The organism is Martinezella rhizogenes (assembly GCF_027460065.1).
Classification (GTDB): domain Bacteria; phylum Pseudomonadota; class Alphaproteobacteria; order Rhizobiales; family Rhizobiaceae; genus Agrobacterium; species Agrobacterium rhizogenes_C.
Genome location: NZ_JAPYZZ010000007.1, coordinates 432,211 through 452,847, shown reverse-complemented (window position 1 = coordinate 452,847; position 20,637 = coordinate 432,211). Strand labels below are relative to the sequence as shown.

At 58.0% G+C, this 20,637-nt stretch carries 19 protein-coding genes, 1 tRNA gene and 1 pseudogene; 14 read left to right on the top strand and 7 right to left on the bottom strand.

Annotated elements, in window-relative coordinates:
* Positions 1 to 186 (top strand): annotated as a pseudogene (locus O8B93_RS14550) (IS110 family transposase); the annotation flags it as partial.
* A gap of 143 nt (positions 187 to 329) precedes the next feature.
* On the opposite strand, the gene O8B93_RS14545 reads toward O8B93_RS14550, so the two are convergent.
* Together O8B93_RS14545 and O8B93_RS14540 are read right to left on the bottom strand one after the other, a co-directional pair.
* On the bottom strand, positions 330 to 1,442 hold the full coding sequence (locus tag O8B93_RS14545) for a pyridoxal phosphate-dependent aminotransferase (protein ID WP_269710645.1): 1,113 nt from the start codon (positions 1,440 to 1,442) through the stop codon (positions 330 to 332).
* A 172-nt stretch (positions 1,443 to 1,614) separates the two neighbouring features.
* A complete protein-coding gene (locus O8B93_RS14540; protein WP_006311510.1) occupies positions 1,615 to 1,962 on the bottom strand; it encodes a hypothetical protein in 348 nt (115 codons plus the stop codon).
* 328 nt (positions 1,963 to 2,290) lie between these two features.
* Between O8B93_RS14540 and O8B93_RS14535 the strand changes: the two genes are divergently transcribed.
* Positions 2,291 to 3,508 carry an NAD(P)/FAD-dependent oxidoreductase gene (locus O8B93_RS14535; protein WP_269710666.1) on the top strand — a complete coding sequence of 406 codons (1,218 nt, stop codon included), beginning with the start codon at positions 2,291 to 2,293 and terminating at the stop codon, positions 3,506 to 3,508.
* Between the two features lie 7 nt (positions 3,509 to 3,515).
* Entirely contained in the window at positions 3,516 to 4,316 is an 801-nt protein-coding gene (locus tag O8B93_RS14530) for an HpcH/HpaI aldolase/citrate lyase family protein (protein WP_269710644.1), read from the top strand.
* Here the strand turns inward: O8B93_RS14530 and O8B93_RS14525 are convergent, their stop codons facing one another.
* Positions 4,317 to 4,493: a hypothetical protein gene (locus O8B93_RS14525; protein WP_269710643.1), complete on the bottom strand. Its 177-nt coding sequence runs from the start codon at positions 4,491 to 4,493 to the stop codon at positions 4,317 to 4,319.
* A gap of 90 nt (positions 4,494 to 4,583) precedes the next feature.
* Positions 4,584 to 4,925, bottom strand: a complete 342-nt coding sequence (locus O8B93_RS14520) for a hypothetical protein (protein WP_010972649.1) — start codon at positions 4,923 to 4,925, stop codon at positions 4,584 to 4,586.
* Positions 4,926 to 5,087: 162 nt separating this feature from the next.
* Here O8B93_RS14520 and O8B93_RS14515 point away from each other — a divergent pair.
* The 4 genes from O8B93_RS14515 (at position 5,088) to O8B93_RS14500 (ending at position 9,059) form a co-directional block, all read left to right on the top strand.
* Positions 5,088 to 5,178, top strand: a tRNA-Ser gene (locus tag O8B93_RS14515).
* A 343-nt stretch (positions 5,179 to 5,521) separates the two neighbouring features.
* Positions 5,522 to 5,830: a hypothetical protein gene (locus tag O8B93_RS14510; protein WP_269710642.1), complete on the top strand. Its 309-nt coding sequence runs from the start codon at positions 5,522 to 5,524 to the stop codon at positions 5,828 to 5,830.
* A gap of 567 nt (positions 5,831 to 6,397) precedes the next feature.
* Positions 6,398 to 7,438: a porin gene (locus tag O8B93_RS14505; RefSeq protein ID WP_269710641.1), complete on the top strand. Its 1,041-nt coding sequence runs from the start codon at positions 6,398 to 6,400 to the stop codon at positions 7,436 to 7,438.
* A 574-nt stretch (positions 7,439 to 8,012) separates the two neighbouring features.
* The gene (locus O8B93_RS14500) at positions 8,013 to 9,059 is read left to right on the top strand and encodes a porin (RefSeq protein WP_269710640.1); all 1,047 of its coding nucleotides are present in this window, start codon (positions 8,013 to 8,015) and stop codon (positions 9,057 to 9,059) included.
* Between the two features lie 161 nt (positions 9,060 to 9,220).
* On the opposite strand, the gene O8B93_RS14495 is transcribed toward O8B93_RS14500, so the two are convergent.
* The gene (locus O8B93_RS14495) at positions 9,221 to 11,293 is read right to left on the bottom strand and encodes a lytic transglycosylase domain-containing protein (protein ID WP_269710639.1); all 2,073 of its coding nucleotides are present in this window, start codon (positions 11,291 to 11,293) and stop codon (positions 9,221 to 9,223) included.
* A gap of 360 nt (positions 11,294 to 11,653) precedes the next feature.
* Between O8B93_RS14495 and dapA the strand changes: the two genes are divergently transcribed.
* Together dapA and smpB are read left to right on the top strand one after the other, a co-directional pair.
* Positions 11,654 to 12,538, top strand: a complete 885-nt coding sequence (gene dapA, locus O8B93_RS14490) for a 4-hydroxy-tetrahydrodipicolinate synthase (RefSeq protein ID WP_269710638.1) — start codon at positions 11,654 to 11,656, stop codon at positions 12,536 to 12,538.
* Positions 12,539 to 12,699: 161 nt separating this feature from the next.
* Positions 12,700 to 13,182, top strand: coding sequence for an SsrA-binding protein SmpB (smpB, locus tag O8B93_RS14485; protein ID WP_121690118.1), 483 nt, complete (start codon positions 12,700 to 12,702; stop codon positions 13,180 to 13,182).
* Positions 13,183 to 13,486: 304 nt separating this feature from the next.
* On the opposite strand, the gene O8B93_RS14480 is transcribed toward smpB, so the two are convergent.
* Both O8B93_RS14480 and O8B93_RS14475 read right to left on the bottom strand, forming a co-directional pair.
* Positions 13,487 to 14,986, bottom strand: coding sequence for a globin-coupled sensor protein (locus tag O8B93_RS14480; RefSeq protein WP_269710637.1), 1,500 nt, complete (start codon positions 14,984 to 14,986; stop codon positions 13,487 to 13,489).
* Between the two features lie 217 nt (positions 14,987 to 15,203).
* The gene (locus O8B93_RS14475) at positions 15,204 to 15,773 is read right to left on the bottom strand and encodes a LabA-like NYN domain-containing protein (protein WP_003509957.1); all 570 of its coding nucleotides are present in this window, start codon (positions 15,771 to 15,773) and stop codon (positions 15,204 to 15,206) included.
* A 394-nt stretch (positions 15,774 to 16,167) separates the two neighbouring features.
* Here O8B93_RS14475 and rpoZ point away from each other — a divergent pair, with 394 nt between their 5' ends.
* From rpoZ to acpS, 5 genes are all read left to right on the top strand, one after another.
* On the top strand, positions 16,168 to 16,557 hold the full coding sequence (gene rpoZ, locus O8B93_RS14470; RefSeq protein WP_269710636.1) for a DNA-directed RNA polymerase subunit omega: 390 nt from the start codon (positions 16,168 to 16,170) through the stop codon (positions 16,555 to 16,557).
* A 132-nt stretch (positions 16,558 to 16,689) separates the two neighbouring features.
* A complete protein-coding gene (locus O8B93_RS14465; RefSeq protein ID WP_269710635.1) occupies positions 16,690 to 18,924 on the top strand; it encodes a RelA/SpoT family protein in 2,235 nt (744 codons plus the stop codon).
* A gap of 196 nt (positions 18,925 to 19,120) precedes the next feature.
* The gene (locus O8B93_RS14460; protein WP_035214828.1) at positions 19,121 to 19,267 is read left to right on the top strand and encodes a hypothetical protein; all 147 of its coding nucleotides are present in this window, start codon (positions 19,121 to 19,123) and stop codon (positions 19,265 to 19,267) included.
* A 266-nt stretch (positions 19,268 to 19,533) separates the two neighbouring features.
* Positions 19,534 to 20,112: a DUF2062 domain-containing protein gene (locus O8B93_RS14455; protein ID WP_269710634.1), complete on the top strand. Its 579-nt coding sequence runs from the start codon at positions 19,534 to 19,536 to the stop codon at positions 20,110 to 20,112.
* Entirely contained in the window at positions 20,109 to 20,513 is a 405-nt protein-coding gene (acpS, locus tag O8B93_RS14450; RefSeq protein ID WP_269710633.1) for a holo-ACP synthase, read from the top strand. Before O8B93_RS14455 ends, acpS begins: the two co-directional genes overlap by 4 nt.
* Positions 20,514 to 20,637: the final 124 nt, after the last annotated feature.

Below are 20,637 nucleotides of genomic sequence, written 5' to 3'. Positions count from 1 at the left end.
GTGCGGGCGGTGCTGTTCATGGCAGCTCTCGTCGCCATCAGGCATAACCCGACCCTCAAAATCTTTCGTGATCGCCTCGTTCAGGCAGGAAAGCCTAAAATAGTCGCCGTCGTCGCAACCATGCGAAAGCTCCTGACAATCCTAAACGCCATCATCAGAGACAACAAACCATGGCAAAACGCTTGACATCAAAGACAGTCGCTCATTCCTGTGCCTGTCACAGGAATCCAGTCGACGCGCGTCTGCGCGGCGGGAAGAGTCTTTTCAGCCCAAAGACTTGGTCTGGCTGGATTCCTGTGACAAGCACAGGAATTAGGAGACGTAGGAATTCACCCGATCGCCTTGAGAACCTTCGGCAGCGCCTGCTCGAAAAGATCGAGCTTGTCTGTCGTACCGGCGCTCACACGAATGCAGCGGTTGAGCGGGGCAACGCCCGGCATGCGGATGAACACGCCATGCTCCATCAGCCCATCAACGATGGCCCGGGCGTAAGTGCCGTCGCGGTGGCAATCGATGGTGACGAAATTGGTGGCCGACGGCAGCGGCGAAAGGCCGTTACTACGGGCGATCGCGGAAATACGATCGCGGGCATCGGAAATCTTGCCAACCACCTCATGCAGATAGGCCTGATCCTTCAGTGCCGCCAGGGCGCCGGCGACGGAAATGCGCGCCATGCCGAAATGATTGCGGATCTTGTCGAAGGCTTCGACATTGCCGAGCGTGCCGATGGCATATCCCACGCGCGCGCCAGCCAGCCCATAGGCTTTCGAGAAGGTGCGCATGCGCAGGATATTCGGCTGGCCGATCAGAGCATCGATGGCCGGCACGGCACTGATGGGCCCGGTTTCGCAATAGGCCTCGTCCAGAATGAGCAGGCAGGTTTCCGGCAGCGCGCGGGCAAAGGCGACGACTTCGCTCGCCTCCCACCAGCTTCCCATCGGATTATCAGGGTTGGCGAAATAGACGAGCGGCGAATTTTCCCGGATGACGAGATCGAGAAGCCCGTCAAGATTTTCGTGATCATCGACATAGGGCGTGGTGACGAGTTTGCCGCCAAAACCGTTCACATGGTAATTGAAAGTGGGATAGCCGCCAAACGAGGTGACGACAGGCGTGCCCGGCTCGACGATCAGCCTGGCGATTTCACCCAGCAGTCCATCGACCCCACTGCCGATGGCGATATTGCCGCGTGCAACGCCGTAGTGGATCGCAAGCGCTTCCTTCAGCTCGAAATTCTCCGGATCACTGTACATCCAGGTCTCAGCCGCCGCGTCCCGCATGGCGAGAAGCACTGAAGGGGCGGGGCCAAAGCCGCTTTCGTTGGCGCCGATTCGCGCCTCTACCTTCAGGCCGCGGCTGCGCTCGATGGCTTCCGGGCCAACGAAAGGAACGGTTGAGGGAAGCGAGACGGCAAGCGGCGTGAGGCGTGAGAAAGCGGACATTGGCTGAAAGTTCCGGTAGCTGTGTTTGAAAACCCGGCTCACAATAGGTGCAAAAACACCGGACGCAAGACGCGCCTGGTGACCGAGCGGCTGTTTTGGAACAGATTTTTCCGCTGCCGCGTCACGGGAGAAAGACCTGCCGGCCAGATGCGGCAGGCCCGGCGCAACTCACTCAGGCGCTGGTCTCGAAACTCAGCCGGCGGACATGGTGCAGGAATTCCGCATCGATCAGCATGTTGAAACCGATGGTGACCTTTTCTTCCTCCCGGCGGATCAGCGTACAGCCGATCTCATCGCGAATGCCGAGAATCTCCAGATAGAAATTGGCCGGCATTTCCAGTTCGGGGCTCACATCCAGTTCCGCACCGTAAAGGGAAATGCTGCGCACCAGGCAGCGCATGGTGTCCTTGGCGCTGAGATGGTGCCCGATGAAGGTGATCTTGCCGGGCCGGTCGATCGGAAATTTCTCGTACTTCTCGTCCTGAGGAACGTTCTGACTGATATCCATATGTAGAGCCATGACAACCTCCCGGATTGCCTCTTTAGGTGCCTATTTTAACCCGGCTTCCTTGCCAGGGCGTGAAGGAAATCTGCGCAATTCTCTCTAGTCTGTGTCGATCTCGACCAGCTTTCGCTGGGGAAGCCGATGTTTCCACTCATGAAAATGCGCTGTGCCCCATCCGGTTGCAGCGGTGCCGCAGGCTATGCTGATAATGTGTCACGCTTGCACAGGGCTGGTGTTGCTGCGCGGTTGACTGGGGCCGTACTTGGCGTTACGCCTGATCCTGCAATATGGCTTCGCGGGGTGCGGCAGTATCGACGCTTCGTGGTTGTTCTGGGAGTGGACTGTGACGGGAAGGCTGGTAATCGTCGGGGCGGGGCAGGCCGCTTTCGCGCTGGCGTCGAAGCTTCGGGCGCTGAAGGACGAGCGTCCCATCACCATCATCGGCTCCGAGGATGCCTATCCCTACCAGCGGCCGCCGCTCTCCAAAAAATACCTTCTCGGTGAGATGAGCTTTGACCGGCTGATGTTCCGCCCGGAGGAGTGGTACGCGGAAAACAATGTCGATATCCGGCTTTCCACATGGGTGGAAGATATCGACCGCAAGGCCAAAACGGTGCGCATGCAGGATGGCAGCACGCTTGCCTATGACAAGCTGGTGCTGGCGACCGGGGCCGCACCCCGCCTGCTGCCCGCCAGCATTGGCGGTGATCTCGAAGGCGTGTTGACGGTTCGCGACAAGCGCGATGCCGACCGGCTGGTGGAGGAGATGAAGCCGGGCCGCAGGCTGCTGGTGATCGGCGGCGGTTATATCGGCCTCGAAGCGGCGGCGGTTGCCCGCAAGCTCGGCCTTGAAGTGACGCTGATCGAGATGGCCGACCGTATTCTCCAGCGCGTGGCGGCGAAGGAAACCGCCGATATCATGCGCGGCATCCATCAGGCCCATGGCGTCTCCATCCGCGAAAAAACCGGGCTCGTGCGCCTTGTCGGCATGGATGGCCGGGTGGCCGCTGCCGAACTCTCCGACGGTTCGATGCTCGATGTCGATTTTGTCATCGTTGGCATCGGCGTGACCCCGAATGACCGGCTTGCCCGCGAATCGGGCCTTGATGTCGGCAACGGTATCGTGGTTGACGACCATGCCCGCACATCGGATGCGGACATTCATGCGGTGGGTGATTGCGCCAAGTTGCCGTGGCGCGGCCAGCATGTGCGTCTCGAATCGGTACAGAATGCCGTTGATCAGGCCGAGGCGACCGCCGCCGTGCTGGCCGGCACCGAAGCCGCCTATGAGGCAAAACCCTGGTTCTGGTCGGATCAATATGAGGTGAAGCTGCAAATTGCCGGCTTCAATCTCGGTTATGACGAAACGATGCTGAGGGCCGGTGCGCGCGAAGGCAGCTGGTCCGTCTGGTATTTCCGCGACGGTCGATTCGTGGCTGTTGATGCCGTCAACGATGCCAAGGCCTATGTCGCCGGCAAGAAACTGCTCGATAACGGCGCGGAGCCGGATCGCGCCATCCTGGCGGACGCTGCCGCCGATCTGAAATTATTGCTTTCCTGAGGATATCATGCCCGCTCCCGAAAACCGTTTCAAAACCGCCATCCATGCGGGCAAACCGCAGATTGGCCTCTGGCTCGATATGGGCGAGGCCATCGCGGCGGAAATCGCTGGCACGGCGGGTTTCGACTGGCTGGTGATCGATGGGGAGCATGGGCCGAATGATCTGCGCAGCATTATCGACCAGCTGCGGGCGCTTGCCACATCGCCTGCGGAGCCGGTGGTGCGTGTGCCCGTCGGCGAAAGCTGGATGATCAAGCAGCTTCTGGATGCGGGCGCCCGCACGCTCCTTGTGCCGATGGTCGATTCGGCGGAGCAGGCGAGGGATCTGGTCAGCGCCATGCATTATCCGCCGCGTGGCATTCGCGGCATGGGCGCGGCGGTGGCCCGTGCATCCGCCTTCAACACGATCGCCGATTATGCCGACAGCGCCTCCGATGGCGTCTGCCTGCTGGTGCAGGCCGAAACGCGGGCGGCGATCAACGATCTCGACAATATTCTTGCGGTGGAAGGTGTGGACGGCGTCTTCATCGGTCCGGCCGATCTCGCCGCCGACATGGGTTATCTCGGCCGGATCGACGAGCCGGAAGTGCAGGCCGTGATCGAAACAGCGATCGTGAAGATCGTCGCGGCGGGCAAGGCTGCCGGCATTTTGACCTTCAACGAGGCCTATAATCGCCGTTATCTCGAACTCGGCGCATCCTTTGTGGCTGTTGGTGCAGATGTGACGGAATTCGCCAATACGCTCCGTGCGCTCTCCGCCCGCTACAAGGGCGGAGCGGCACCTCAGCCATCCAGATCGGGCTATTGATCAGTCGTCGTTGCTGGCGTTGAGCTTTTCCGGCGGAATGCCTTCTTCGCCGGAAGCGAGATAGCCGCCATTGATCAGAGCGGCGCGAATGATACGCTGCACGGCTTCATCCCTGTCTATGGCATGATCCCTCGCAAAATCCGACAAGGCTACTTCAAGATCGTCGCTGAACCGCATGTTCGCCCCCATTTTCACGGCACTTTATACCAATAGTTAAAGGCAAGGCAGGAGAGACCCGCCTTGCCTCAACTTCAATTTATACGGCGATCAGCGCCAGCGATACAGGCTGCTGTTGGACGAGCTCTGCTGTGTGCTTGTGCCAACCACATAACCGATCGCAAAACCGAGCGCGCCGACGATCGTCAGTAGTGAGGTTGCCGTGCCCGGATTTTCCTTGACTGCTTCAACCACGTTCTGGCCCTGTGCGCGCACATTGTGCGCGGCCTTGCGAACGCGGCCGCGTGCCTCATCCAGAAATTCGGACGCATCCTCGCTCACCCCTTCTGCACGGGCGGAAACGGACTTGGAGAGAGACGAGATCTGCGAACGCAACTCGGCAATCTGGTTTTCGATCGTATCTTCGACAACATTCAGTTTGGTCTGAGCCATGAGAACACCTCTTTTGTTACCGAAGCCAGAACGTGCCGGCCTGCAAGAAGTTCCCGAATTGCCTGCAAAGTTTCACGAAGTCCTGTTTGCCCAACAGGTTTTTCGGCTTCTTGGCGAAAAAGCCTTGCATTCGTTTTTTTTACGCAATAATCAGGCCGCACCGGAGAGGTGGCCGAGTGGTCGAAGGCGCTCCCCTGCTAAGGGAGTATACGTCAAAAGCGTATCGTGGGTTCGAATCCCATCCTCTCCGCCATCAGTTTCTTTCAAAACTAATATTCTCTTCTGCATTTATCCCCGGCTGCAGGCCGAACGCGATATAAAGCTTCGCTGTTTGAATAAGGAAATGCCGTCGGTGACGGCAGGTCAGGTCGCTGACAACCGGTTTCCTCCTGTGAACAGCCGAGTTTCGCCTTGCTACCTTTATCAATTGTCTGCGTTCGTCGGCACTCGCGGTGAAGAACCAATCGACAGGCTATGGATTGATCACGGATATTTTAGAAATTCGAGTCGATCTTTTACGCGGGTAAGCCTTCAAGGCATCTCGTTCTTGGAAAAAGATCGCCTATCTAAATCTTCACCCGCACGAAGGAGATTTGATGACCGACGAATACGGCCCATACGCGCAGATGGCCACGCTTGGTGAGCAGATGGCGTCTCACTATCAGACGGACGCGAATCTGGAACTGAGTCCACACCTCGCACACTATATGGATGAGGTTGAAATCAACATATCCGCCCACCGCTTTGATCATGTGGGGTTTATGGAGAAGATTCGCGCACGGCTGACCACGACTTTGGAGAAAACCACCGCACCTCGACGCCGGGAATTCTTGCTGGCCGTCGTGGTTGCGTTGCAGGAGCGAATCGAGCGGCATTCACTCAATGTGGCTCTGGATCGCAACTAAGTCCTGACACCAGCGGCTACACCCAATAGGAAAGTGGCGTCGTTGGTGGCATGCGGCACATGCCCGAGGCACATCGCCCAGTTAGGCCGAATATCTATCCATCCGTCGAATCGCTGCTTGGTGAATCAGCCTCGGGCAAGCGGTCTTTCCCGCTTTTGCCTCTCTGTGCATTCCAGATGCGCTTTGATTCCAAATCTATCCAAGCAAAAAATCCCAATCTCGCGCTCCTTGAGAGCAAGGAATGGCTGGAAAGTCCGATAGTTTAGAAAGACCTTGTTAACCTCGCTAACTAACGGATTTTCAACAAAAATCTTAACGCATTGTAAAAGCAGTCAGTGGCCGGTTGCGCAGGGTGTGTTGTTTCCGCAACAAACCGAAATGAAGCATATACGTAAATGCTATTTATCGGATGTTGGCGATTGCAAGCGGCGAAACCTTTTGTATTTTCACGACCAGAAGCGAGGCGGTGGATCGTTTGGCTTCTAAGAACACGGGAATGGGGCAGGGAATGCTGTCCTTCAGCGAAAGTACCCAGACCCACTTAAAAACTTTGACTGGAGGTCAACCATGAACATCAAGAGCCTTCTCATCGGCTCCGCTGCGGCTCTCGCAGCAGTATCCGGCGCTCACGCTGCCGACGCTATCGTCGCTGCTGAGCCTGAGCCCCTGGAATACGTTCGCGTTTGCGACGCTTTCGGCACTGGCTTCTTCTACATCCCCGGCACCGAAACCTGCCTGAAGTTCCAGGGCTACGTTCGTTTCCAGGTAGACTTCAAGAACGGTAACGGCACGAGCGCTGGCACCAACAACGGCGGCACCTCTGATTGGGACGCTTTCACGCGCGCTCAGTTCGAAGTTGACACCCGTACCGACACCGAACTCGGCGCTCTGCGTGGCTTCATCGGCTTCCGTGGTAACGCTGACAACGGCTCTTCCGGCTCTTCCGGCGTTTTTGTTGACCAGGCATTCATCGAACTCGGTGGCCTGAAGGTCGGTAAGTTCTACAGCTGGTGGGACGATAGCCTCTCTGGCGAAACGGACGAGCTGTCTTCCAACGCTCTCTTCAACTCTATTCGTTACACCTACGACGCTGGCTCGTTCTGGGCAGGCGTTTCGGTTGACGAACTCGAAGGCATCAACGTTCAGGGCTTCAACGAAGCTGACAACAACGTTGGTATCGCTCTCGGCGTTGGCGCCAAGCTCGGCGCAGCTTCGCTTCAGCTCATCGGCGGCTACGACACCGACCGTGAAAACGGCTCGGTACGTCTGATCGCAACGGCTGACGTTGGTCCGGGTACGCTCGGTCTGGCTGGTGTTTGGGCTTCTGGCGCGAACGCTTACTACAACGTCTCCGAGTGGGCAGTTGCAGCTGAATACGCCATCAAGGCGACTGACAAGCTGACGATCACCCCCGGCGTTCAGTACTACGGCAACTACGGCCTCGTATCGTTCGACGACTTCTCGAACGACGACGGCTGGAAGGGCGGTCTGACGGTTGATTACAAGATCACCCAGGGCCTCTCCACCAAGATCACTGCAAACTACCAGGACATCGACAATCGCGATGAGCAGTGGACCGGTTTCGTTCGCCTTCAGCGTTCGTTCTAATCTGATCTGACATTTGTCAATATTGGAAACCCCGGCAGAAATGCCGGGGTTTTTCTTTTGAGCACGCATATCGCCCTTGGGTGGAGCGGCGCATTGGCACCAGAATTCCGTCCCTTTGCGAAAACGGCTGCTGTATTCCTTTTTGATTCGCAACTGGCGTAGGTTCGCGGGAGGGGGATACGTCAAAATTCGTTCACGGTTCGATTCGCCCGTCGATGAAAGTCCGATTCCAGACCTCCGTAATCGTCTTTTGGACAATTTCTCATGGCCCGGTTGTGTCAGGATTTAGGGGAAAGGATCAGGTTTTGCTGCGTAAACCAGCCTTCGTACCTATTAAGTATTTGAAAACGATAACTTATTAACGCTTCTTTAAGGAATGGGGACTTGTCGATTAGAATTGTAGCTATTTCGCAACATCTCAAAACTAAGGACACCTTACTGTCTTCCTTTTGTCATGATTACGATTGCCCAGCCCGCCGGTTTTGGCTCTAATCATCTCCATAAGCGGCACGCATTTCTGTAGTGCTTTCCCACCCGCTGCTTAGAAGATTAAGCGTTTGACTGGAGGTCAACCATGAACATCAAGAGCCTTCTCATCGGCTCCGCTGCGGCTCTCGCAGCAGTATCCGGCGCTCACGCTGCCGACGCTATCGTCGCTGCTGAGCCTGAGCCCCTGGAATACGTTCGCGTTTGCGACGCTTTCGGCACCGGCTTCTTCTACATCCCCGGTACCGAAACCTGCCTGAAGTTCGGCGGTTACATTCGTTTCCAGACCGACTTTAACCGTGGTAACGGTTCAAGCGCAGGCACAGCCGCTGGTGGTACGTCTGACTGGGATTCGTTCACACGCGCTCAGTTCGAAGTTGACACCCGCACTGACACCGAACTCGGCGCTCTTCGTGGCTTCATCGGTTTCCGCGGCAATGCTGATAACGGTTCTTCCTCTTCTTCGAGCGTTTTTGTTGACCAGGCATTCATTGAACTGGGTGGTCTGAAGGTCGGTAAGTTCTACAGCTGGTGGGATGACGATCTTTCTGGTGAAACCGACATTCTTTCGACCAACACTCTGTTCAACTCGATCAAGTACACCTACGACGCTGGTTCTTTCCAGGCAGCGCTCTCGGTTGATGAGCTTGAAGGCCAGTTCGGTCAGTTCCGTTACGATCCGGACAACAACGTTGGTATCGGTGGCATGATTGGTGGCAAGTTTGGTGCAGTTTCCGCCAACTTGATCGCCAGCTACGACTTCGACGCAGAAAACGTTGCGATCCGCGCTATGCTGTTTGCTGACGTTGGTCCGGGCACCTTCGGCCTCGCTGGTGTATGGGCTTCGGGCGACAATGCTTACTACGCAAAGTCGGAATGGGCTGTTGCTGTTGAGTACGCGGTTAAGGCTACCGACCGCCTGACCATTACCCCCGGCTTCGAATACCTGAGCAAGCTCGATGTCAACCCTGTTGACGGCGACTTCGTTGGCGATCGTGACGCGTGGACGGCTGGTCTGACGGTTGACTACAAGATCACCGAAGGTCTGAGCACCAAGATCACCGCCAACTACTACGACGAAGATGGCGCCGACGATCAGGTCACCGGCTTCGTTCGCCTTCAGCGCACGTTCTAATCTGATCTGACATTGTCAGTGATGGAAACCCCGGCAGAAATGCCGGGGTTTTTCTTTTGAGTTTTTCCGGTCGTTACCGGCGTGCAAAAACAAAAAAGCACCGGGCGAGCCGATGCTTGAATGTTCCTGCAATGTTCAACGATTGGCGGAAGCTTCCGCTCTTATCCCGCCCGCCCGTGGCGCAGATCATCGACGATATCCGCCTGTTGCCCGAGCCTGGTCTTATAGACTTGATAATTCTCCATCACCCGCTGCACATAATTGCGCGTCTCGGGGAAGGGGATGCGCTCGATCCAGTCCACCACCTCGTCGATCGGCTTGCCGCGCGGGTCGCCATATCGGGAGATCCATTCCGGCACGCGCTTCGGCCCGGCATTATAAGCGACGAAGGTGAGGATGTAGGAACCGCCGAAGCTGTCGATCTGCTCCCCTAGATAGTGGGCGCCGAGCGTGGCGTTATAGCCGGCATCGCTGGTTAACATGGCTGGCGTATAGGGCAGGCCGTGGCGGCCGGCCACGCCCTTGGCCGTGCCGGGCAGCAGTTGCAGCAGGCCGCGGGCATTGGCGGCGGAGACGGCTGCCGGGTTGAAGGCGCTTTCCTGCCGGGCGATGGCATAAGCGAGCGCCTTGCCGGAGCCGGCAATATTGGCGCTGGCCGGAATGACGCCGAGCGGATAGGCGAGAGCTGCCGCATCGATGCCGCGGCTGAAGGCGGTCTTGCCGATCTGTAGCGAAACCTGATGATTGCCGTTGCCTTCCGCCCGCGCTGCCAGAATGGCAAGTTCGCCGGGGCTGTCGAGCTGTTCGGCAAGCGACCGATAAAGACTGTCGGCACGCCAGCCGTAACCCGCTGCCTCCAGCCGGTCGATGGCGCGCACCGCCTCACGGCCGGCAAAACGTTCCCGGTCGCCGTTGCTGGGGTTGGGGTAGCTAACGTTCAGGGTCTTCGTGCCTATCCGCGCGGCGGCAAGCTGGCCATAGAAGGTGCCGGGATGGGCGGCTGCCTTGGTGAAGAAATCACGGGCATTGCCCGGCCCGCCGGCTTCCGCCGTCCGCCCAAGCCAATAATAGGCGCGCGAGGCCGAAAGCGGCCGGTTCGAGGTCTGTAGCAGCGTATTGAAGTGGCGTGCCGCCGTCGCCGGATCACGCAGCGCCCTCAACGCATACCAGCCGGCATGGAATTCGGCATCGGCAATATCGACGGACGAGGTGGCCGAATGATTGGCGACGATGCGGTAGGCCTCGGCAAAATCGCCGAGATCGGCGACGCCGCGCGCGATGATGCGGCGTTCATTCCACCATTCGCCGGGATTGACGAGCTTGCCTGTGTCCTTCGGCGCCTGCCGCAGCAGGACGGCGGCTTCCGGATACTTCTGCTGGTTGCGCAGGTTCTCGATGCGCGCGAAGAGATAGGTCGGATCGTTGCGCCAGGAGGCATCGACCTTGCTCAGCAACGTCGTGGCATTGGCGGATCGCTGCAGCACCGCCGCCCAGGCATTATATAGCGACTGGGCCTTGCCGAGATCGCCGAAACGCTTCGCCTGGCCGATACGGCTGCGATACATCAGATAATCCATGCGCGCCTTGTGATCGGCCGGCGTCAGATAGGCAGGAAATTCAGCAAGCACACGGTCTTCCATGTCCTTGTCCATGCCTTCGCTGATCCAGAGCTGGCGAATGAGGCACTGTGATTCGTCTGTTTTACCGGAGGAGGCGAGCGCCTTGGCAAGCACGACCGTGCCTTCTGCCGTTTCCGGCCGGCTGCTGCCGAAGGCTGAAAGCACCTGAGCGGCCGGTGGATCCTCGCGGTAAAGCGCCTTTTCGGAATTCGCGCGCACGGTGGCGGCACCTGGCCAGCCGGCCAGTTCGCGCTGGGCGGTGGCGATTTCGGCTGATGGTACGTCCTTCTGGCCGGAAACGGCAATCGCCCAGGAAAGAATATGCCGGTCGAGACTGCCGCTCGGCATCGCGTTTCTGAGTGCAATTGCGCGGGTCGCGTCCCGGCTGGAAAGCGCGTCGAGGCCGGCCTTCAACTGGCCGGTATCATCGGGACGGTTGAGGCGCGGTATGGCGCCGGTGATCTCGGGCGAGGCGGGCATGAAGGCCGGAACGGTCGGTGCGTTCGGCTTGACATAGGGAAGGGGGGCCGCACCTTCCGGGAGCGGCCCGGCCAGTGCGTTCCAAACGGTTGCGGCAAGCCCCGCCGCCATCAATCCCCAGACTGTCTTTTTCATGCCGCTCTTCATCGTGTACGGATTTGTCGACTTTCTTGTAATATCGCTTCATTGCAGCGGGATTGCCGAGAAGGTTTTCAGTCCCGCACCGGAATCTTGAGATTTCAGGCCTAATGAAATCTTAATTTCCGCCCTGCAATTCGATCAACTTTTATTCACCGGCCTGCGAGCGGCGCAGCTTTTCGCCACTTGCCTTTTGCGCTCGCCGATCCCGGCCCGGAGACTGTCACACTTCCGACAATTTCGGACAAAATACGCTGCCTTTGCGCTTGTCGGCGCCAAGGGCTGGCTCTAATGTGTGCCGGTTTTAACCATCGAATGCGGCCGAAGCATGAACCGGTTCGGCGCCAGGAGCTTTGCATGTTCAAGGGATCTATTCCCGCCCTCATTACCCCGTTCACGGACAATGGCGCCGTGGACGAACAGGCCTTCGCCGCCCATGTGGAATGGCAGATCGCCGAAGGCAGCAACGGCCTTGTGCCCGTGGGCACGACGGGGGAATCCCCGACGCTTTCCCACGACGAGCACAAACGGGTCGTTGAACTGTGCATTGAGGTTGCGGCGAAACGGGTTCCGGTCATCGCGGGTGCTGGCTCCAACAATACGGATGAAGCAATCGAGCTTGCGCTGCACGCGCAGGAAGCCGGTGCGGATGCGCTATTGGTGGTCACCCCCTATTACAACAAGCCGACGCAAAAGGGCCTGTTCGCGCATTTTTCCGCTGTCGCCGAAGCGGTGAAGCTGCCGATCGTCATCTACAACATCCCGCCGCGCTCGGTCGTGGATATGTCGCCCGAGACAATGGGTGCGCTGGTCAAGGCGCATAAGAACATCGTCGGTGTGAAGGATGCGACGGGCAAGCTTGACCGCGTTTCCGAACAGCGCATTTCCTGCGGCAAGGATTTCATCCAGCTTTCGGGTGAGGATGGTACGGCACTCGGCTTCAACGCCCATGGCGGTGTCGGCTGCATTTCGGTCACCGCCAATGTCGCGCCGCGCCTTTGTTCGGAGTTCCAGGCGGCAATGCTTGCCGGTGATTATGCCAAGGCACTGGACTATCAGGACCGCCTGATGCCGCTGCACAGGGCAATCTTCATGGAGCCCGGCGTCTGCGGCACTAAATATGCGCTGTCGAAGACACGCGGCGGCAATCGCCGGGTCCGTTCACCCTTGATGAGCACGCTGGAACCGGCGACGGAAGCGGCGATCGATGCGGCGCTGAAGCATGCCGGCCTGATGAACTGAGATACGCCTGACAACAATAAGGCGCGCCATGGGCAGCTTCGCAACAGAAGCCGTCCCGCGCGCCTTTTCTTTTTGCGGCGACAACATTACATAGATGTTTGAAAACCGCTCTCGGTAGCAAGGCCGAAGGCGCAATAAGAAAAACAAGGGATTGAAATATCATGGCCCCCAAAGGCAGCCAGCGCGTGGTGAACAAGATCGTTGCGGAAAACCGCAAGGCTCGTTTCAACTACGAGATCATCGATACCTATGAGGCGGGGCTGGTGTTGACCGGCACCGAGGTCAAGTCGCTGCGCGAAGGCAAGGCGAACATAGCAGAATCCTATGCCTCGGATGAGGGCGATGAAATCTGGCTGATCAATTCTCACCTGCCGGAATATCTGCAGGCCAACCGCTTCAACCACGAGCCGCGCCGCCGTCGCAAGCTGCTCCTGAACAAGCGCGAGATCAACCGCCTGCGCGCCGGCATCAACCGCGACGGCATGACGCTGGTGCCGCTGAAGGTCTATTTCAACGACAAGGGCCGCGCGAAGCTGGAACTGGCGCTGGCCAAGGGCAAGAAGCTGCACGACAAGCGCGAGACCGAGAAGGAACGCGACTGGAACCGGCAGAAGTCGCGGTTGCTGAAGGGTAATTCGCAGTGAGTTCTGCCGGGTAGGGGGACTGCGGTTTTTCCCTGCATAGTCCCTTCGGCCCAAGGAGTTGGGCTTGAACTGGACATCAAAAAATGCAGCGTTTTTTGATTTGGACTGCCAGCGTGCCACTCACGCATACGTCATCCTCGGGCTTGTCCCGAGGATCTGCAACGCCTTGATTTTGTTGACGTGGTTAGATCCTCGGGACAAGCCCGAGGATGACGTTGAGTGGATATGTCGACGTTCAAAAAATTAAACCGGGCAGCAGTGGTTCAAGGCCGCAATGACGAGGGAAATGCGCCTCTGTTGTCTTTCAAGCAGCCCGATACGTCCGCTCCACATGCGCCCCCGTTGCCGAAACGCTGAACCGGCTCACCAGCGCCGCCAGATTGGCGCTGACATCGCTCAGATTATGCGTGGCGGCATTGGTTTCTTCCACCATCGCCGCATTCTTCTGGGTCAGATTGTCCATGCTGTTGATCGCGGCACTGATTTCCTGAATGCCGACGGACTGCTCCTGCGCCGCCTTGGTCAGCGAGGTGATGTGATCCTTGATGTGATCGACCTTGTTGCCGATCGTATTTAAGGATTCTCCCGTCTTGTTGACCAGCGAAACGCCCTGCGTCACATCCTCGGAAGACTTGGCGATCAGCGTTTTGATTTCCTTGGCGGCGTTGGCGGAGCGCTGTGCGAGTTCCCGCACTTCCTGGGCGACAACGGCGAAACCCTTGCCGGCCTCGCCGGCGCGTGCGGCTTCCACGCCGGCATTCAGCGCCAGAAGGTTGGTCTGGAAGGAAATCTCGTCGATGACGGAAATGATCTGGGTGATCTTCTGCGACGATTCCTCGATGGCGCCCATGGCCTTCACCGCATCCGTCACCACATCGCGCGAGCGCGCCGCCTCAATTGCCGAGCTTTCGACGATGGCCTTGGCCTCTTCGGAGCGCTGGGCGGAGAGTTTGGAAATGGTGGTGATTTCCTCGACGGCGGCGGCGGTTTCCTCCAGCGCGGCGGCCTGCTGCTCTGTGCGGCGGGCCATGTCGTCGGTCGCAGACGTCAGTTCGCGCGTATTGCCGGAAATTTTGTTGGCCTCTTCGACGATCTGCGCAAATGCGCCGGAGAGATTGCCGACGGCAGCATTGAAATTGGCGATCAGCCCTTCGAATTGCGGCGCTGTCTTTTCACCGATGCTGGAGGTGAGATCGCCATTGGCCAGCCGGTCGAGGGCGTTGTTGAGCAGTTCGAGAACGTGATCCTGCTCCTTCTTCATCTGCGCCTGCTCGGCCTCCACCTTTTGCCGCTCGCTGGCAAGCACGTCGAGATAGACGGAGATCGAATAATCCATGTCGAGAAGGGCGGCCTTGATGGTGGCGGAGAGGGCGTCCTTCACCTTTTTGGCCTTCTTTTCCATGAAAAGGCCCTTCAATTCCGACTCGATCACCGCCTTGACGATGCCGTCGAGCATCAGGGCATAACCGCCGATATACCATCTCGGCTCCAGCCCCAGCCTTGCATGGGTGCGGCCGATGGCGGTCACGGCATTGGTGTAATCCTCATTGAACTTACCGGAGGCGATCCTTGACCAATGTTTGAGCTGCATGCTCTTGGCGTGGTGGATATGGGCCTCGCTGGAGAAGAACTTTGCCGTTTCCGGCACGGCGCGAACCTTCGTGTAAAAACGATCGAGAGACGCATCGAGAGAGCCGGTAATGACGCCCTTCATGCCTGAAAGATTTTGCCGCTCACCGGGGCCAAGCCCCAGAAAATTCAGTCTTTCATCGAGTTGTCGGTCGTTTTTAGCCTGGCCGTGCATGTCTGATCATCCTGCTTTGGCACCCAAATCATGTCTCTGGCGCCGGTGCGTGATTTAGACACGTCTAAAATTAACCAAGATATAATTTCGATTGGCTGGATTTGACGTTTGTTAATTAAAGCGGCAATTTTCCGGTCCCGGGGCAACGCCTGCGCAAACAAAAACGCGCCCGTTTTTTCGACGGACGCGTTTCTCGATGTGATGGAGCAAGCTCGGATCAGACCGTCTCGGGACCTTCGGCGTGACGCACAGGGCGCTCGTTCGGGTCGCGGCCGATTTCGGCCTTCAGCGTCATCAGATCGATGAAGTGGTCGGCTTGGCGGCGCAGATCGTCTGCAATCATGGCGGGCTGTGTGGCCATCGTCGAAACAACAGAGACCTTGCGGCCCTTGCGCTGCAGCGCGTCCACCAGTGTGGTGAAGTCGCCGTCGCCGGAGAACAGAACCAGGTGATCGACCGTCTCGGACTGTTCCATGGCATCGACTGCGAGTTCGATATCCATGTTGCCCTTGATCTTGCGGCGGCCGAGCGCGTCGGTGAATTCCTTCGCCGGCTTCGTCACGACCTTGTAGCCGTTATAATCCAGCCAGTCGATCAGCGGGCGGATCGAGGAATATTCCTGATCTTCGATAAGCGCGGTGTAATAATAGGCGCGCAGCAGATAGCCACGCTTCTGAAACGCCTTCAGAAGCTTGCGGTAGTCGATATCGAATCCCAGGCTTTTCGATGCTGCATAAAGATTGGCTCCGTCTATAAAGAGCGCAATTTTCTCCCGTGGATCGAACATTCCATCCCATTCCTTTTTTTGGAAAGGCCATTATCTGGCTTTTATTTCCGGTCGATAACGCTAAAAAAAGCATGTCGTATCAACGAACTTCGCATACCGCCGTTGCGTTTTAAGTAAGCTACCTTCCTGCGTATTCCAAGACAATTCTTCTAGACATTTTGTTCATCAGACGCCAAACATCGGCAATAAGGTGCCAAAAGACGCCAAAGACAGGAAAAACTTGAATTCCGCGGCCAATGGCTGTATCGGAAGCTGGAAGGCTTCGTCGCGAGGAATCCCAAGCGTTTTTCGCAAGGCACGAAGCGCAGATTCAATAGGTTAGAGCAACCCTTGTGCATCCCAAAGAAAGCACGGCGCTCTGATCCACGACATTACGACCCGCAAAGGACAGGCAATGGCCCGCGTCACAGTTGAAGATTGCATTGATAAAGTAGACAACCGTTTCGAGCTGGTGCTTCTCGCCAGCCATCGTGCGCGCCAGATTTCTCAAGGGTCCTCCATCACGGTTGACCGCGATAACGACAAGAACCCTGTCGTGGCGCTGCGTGAAATCGCCGACGAGACCTTGTCTCCCGACGATCTGAAGGAAGACCTCATCCATTCGCTGCAGAAGCACGTGGAAGTTGACGAGCCCGAGCCCGATCCGGTCACGCTCGCCGCCTCCGCTGCCGATGGCGAAGAGGACGACCAGCCGGAAACCGTCACTTTCGACCAGATGTCGGAAGAAGAACTGCTGGCCGGTATCGAAGGCCTTGTGCCGCCGGAAAAAAATGACGACTATTGATCCGGTTTTATGACGCCTTTGGCAGGCGGTGGTTACCGTCTGTCAATAGTTGCCGTCATAATCTGATCCCTATTGATGCAGCATTGTGCGCCGACCCCAAGGTTGGCGCGCTTTCTTTTTGTGGAATATCGCATGATGCGGCAATACGAACTCGTTGAGCGGGTTCAAAAATATAAACCGGATGCGAATGAGGCCCTGCTGAACAAGGCCTATGTTTACGCGATGCAGAAACATGGCCAGCAGAAGCGGGCCAATGGCGACCCCTATATCTCGCATCCGCTGGAAGTTGCCGCGATCCTCACCGAAATGCATCTCGACGAATCGACCATCGCGGTGGCGTTGCTGCACGATACGATCGAGGACACCACCGCCACCCGTGCTGAAATAGATGAACTCTTCGGCGAAGACATCGGCCGGCTGGTGGAGGGTCTCACCAAGCTCAAGAAACTCGATCTCGTCACCCGCAAGGCCAAGCAGGCCGAAAACCTGCGCAAGCTGCTGCTTGCCATTTCCGATGACGTGCGTGTTCTCCTGGTCAAGCTCGCCGACCGCCTGCACAATATGCGCACCATGGAATACATGCCGGCCGACAAGCGCAGCCGCATTTCCGAGGAGACCATGGAAATCTATGCGCCGCTCGCCGGCCGCATGGGCATGCAGGATATGCGCGACGAGCTGGAGGACCTGTCCTTCCGTTATCTCAATCCGGAAGCCTATGAGACGGTGACCAACCGTCTGCAGGAACTGGAAACCCGCAATGAAGGCCTCATCAAGAAGATCGAGGACGAGTTGCGCGAACTTCTGGTGGCCAACGGGTTGCTCGGCACGAACGTCAAGGGGCGTCAGAAGAAGCCCTATTCGGTATTCCGCAAGATGCAGTCGAAGTCGCTCTCCTTCGAGCAGCTTTCCGATGTCTACGGTTTCCGCATTCTGGTGGATGATATTCCCGGCTGCTACCGGGCGCTGGGCATTGTACACACCCGCTGGCGCGTGGTGCCGGGCCGCTTCAAGGACTATATCTCCACCCCGAAGCAGAACGATTATCGCTCCATCCACACCACCATCGTCGGCCCGTCGCGCCAGCGTATCGAGCTGCAGATCCGCACCAAGCGCATGCATGAGATCGCCGAATTCGGCATCGCCGCCCATGCGCTCTACAAGGACGGCGAAAACGGCGAGGGCGATCTGCTTTCGAAAGAAAGCAATGCCTATTCCTGGCTGCGCCACACCATCGAATCGCTGGCCGAAGGCGACAGCCCGGAAGAATTCCTGGAGCATACCAAGCTTGAGCTGTTCCAGGATCAGGTGTTCTGTTTCACGCCCAAGGGCAAGCTGATTGCCCTGCCGCGTGGCGCGACCCCCATCGATTTCGCCTATGCGGTGCACACCAATATCGGCGACACCACGGTCGGCGCCAAGATCAACGGGCGGATCATGCCGCTCGTCACCCGGCTCAACAATGGCGACGAGGTGGAGATCATCCGTTCCGGCGTGCAGGTGCCGCCCGCCGCCTGGGAAGAGGTTGTGGTGACGGGCAAGGCCCGCTCGGCCATTCGCCGCGCCACCCGCATGGCCATCCGCAAGCAATATTCCGGCCTCGGTTATCGTATTCTCGAGCGCACCTTCGAGCGCGCCGGCAAGGCATTCTCTCGTGAAGCGCTGAAGCCCGTGCTGCATCGTCTGGCGCAGAAGGACGTGGAAGACGCCATCGCCGCCGTTGGCCGCGGTGAGGTCTCCTCGCTCGACGTGCTGCGTGCGGTGTTCCCGGATTATCAGGACGAGCGCGTGACGGTGAAGATGACCGGCGACGACGGCTGGTTCAACATGCGCAGCGCCTCCGGCATGGTCTTCAAGATCCCCGGCAAGTCGCGCTCCGTTCTGGAGGATGACGGCGCGGCCGAGATGCTGGACGGACCGGACCCGCTACCGATCCGTGGCCTTTCCGGCAATGTTGATGTGCATTTCGGTGCGGCTGGTGCCGTTCCGGGCGACCGCATCGTCGGCATCATGGAAAAAGGCAAGGGCATCACCATCTATCCCATTCAGGCGCCGGCGCTTCAGCGCTTCGACGATGAACCGGAACGCTGGATCGATGTCCGTTGGGATCTCGATGAGGCGAACAAGTCGCGCTTCATGGCGCGGGTGATGATCAATGCGCTGAACGAGCCGGGCACGCTCGCCTCCGTCGCGCAATCGATCGCGACGCTTGATGTCAACATCCGCGGGCTCAACATGGTCCGCATCGGCACTGACTTCTCCGAACTGGCGCTGGATGTCGAAGTCTGGGATCTCAGGCAGCTGAACCAGTTGCTGTCGCAGCTCAAGGATCTCGATTGCGTGTCGACGGTCACGCGTGCCTTCGATTGAGGCATTTTTGATCTTTTGCAAATACCAAAAGGCCGTTGTTATGCGCTCAATGCATGGCAGCGGCCTTTTCCTGTCTCTGGTCGCTGCTGTGGTTTGCGACTATCTTCCTTTCAGAAATTGAAAACGGAAAACGCGGCGTGCCGGTGGTCCTACACCGATGAGAAACGCCATTTCCAAACTGAAAGGACATGAAATCATGTTTACTCCGCTTCGCAAGATCGCCCGAGCCGTTCGTGGCAAGACGACCCAGGAACGCGAATTCGATTATCTCAGCGGCTCGGTATCGAATGTCGACCTCGAGTTCCGTCAGCGCGAAATCGACCGCGGCCTGTTCCGCCGGTAATGCACTCAGCGCATGGCAGCCCTTCGCCATGCGTATGTGGTTCACGAGTTTCGCAGCCATTGTGGCGCGGTCTCGCGCTCTGCAAGAAAAACAATGCGGCTGCGCACCAACAAGCGCGGATCCACGACGGGAGCATCCTTCTTACTCCCGTTCCCCGGAACATTCCGGCTCAACACCGGAATGGCGGTGAGAAGAATATCCGGCAAAACACCTTTGTCGTCCGCCAGCCTCTTGGCTCCGCCCGGGCGATGAAATAAACTGCACCCATGCCGTTTCGCCGCCGTGAACCCGTTGGTTTTTCAGAAAAGATTCGCGACCTCTTTTGGCCGCGCACGGGGTTTTCCCGTTCGCTGCGCTATATGAAGCTGCGCCTTCTCAGGCTTTCCGCCTCTCCCCATTCGGTTGCCGCCGGTGTTGCGATTGGTGTGGGCGTGGCGTGGACACCCTTTCTCGGTATCCATATCATCATCGCCATGGCGCTCGGTTTCCTCATGCGCGTCAATCTCGTGGCCGCAGCACTCGGCACCACCTTCGGCAATCCGCTGACATTTCCGTTCATCTGGGCGTCCACCTGGGAGCTGGGGCATTTCATCCTCGGCCGGCAGAAGACGGCAAGTGCGGCGCATGTGGATTTCGTCGCGCTGTTCAGCCATCTCGAATTCCGGCAGATATGGACGCCGGTGCTGGAACCCATGACCATCGGTGCGTTGTTTCCCGCTGCCATCAGCGCTGTCATTGCCTATATCGCCGTCTACAGCCTCATCAGCGGCTTCCAGCGGCGCAAGATGGAAAATCTCGCCCACCGCGCCGCCAATAAGAATGCTTCTCTGGAGATGTTGAAATGATCATTGGATTGGGCAGCGACCTGATCGACATCCGCCGCGTCGAAAAATCGATCGAGCGTTTCGGCGAACGTTTCACCCATCGCTGTTTCACCGATATCGAACGGGCGAAATCGGATGGCCGGAAAAACCGTGCCGCGTCTTACGCCAAGCGTTTCGCTGCCAAGGAAGCCTGCTCCAAGGCGCTTGGAACCGGACTTGCGAACGGCGTTTTCTGGAAGGATATGGGCGTCGTCAATCTGCCGGGCGGCAAACCGACCATGATCCTGACCAACGGAGCAGGGGATAGGCTGGCGGGCATGCTGCCGCCCGGTCATCGCGCCAATATCCATCTGACGATCACGGATGACTTCCCCTATGCTCAGGCATTTGTGATTATCGAAGCGGTTCCCGTGAACGGGTAAGGCGTGCTGCCGTCATAAAGGCGCTCTATTTGCAGAGGTGTCACAGAAGCGCTTCCCTTCGGGCTGGAAAGGTTCTAGAGAAGTCGCAGAAATATGAAAGCGTTGCCGGCTGCGTGAAACAGCA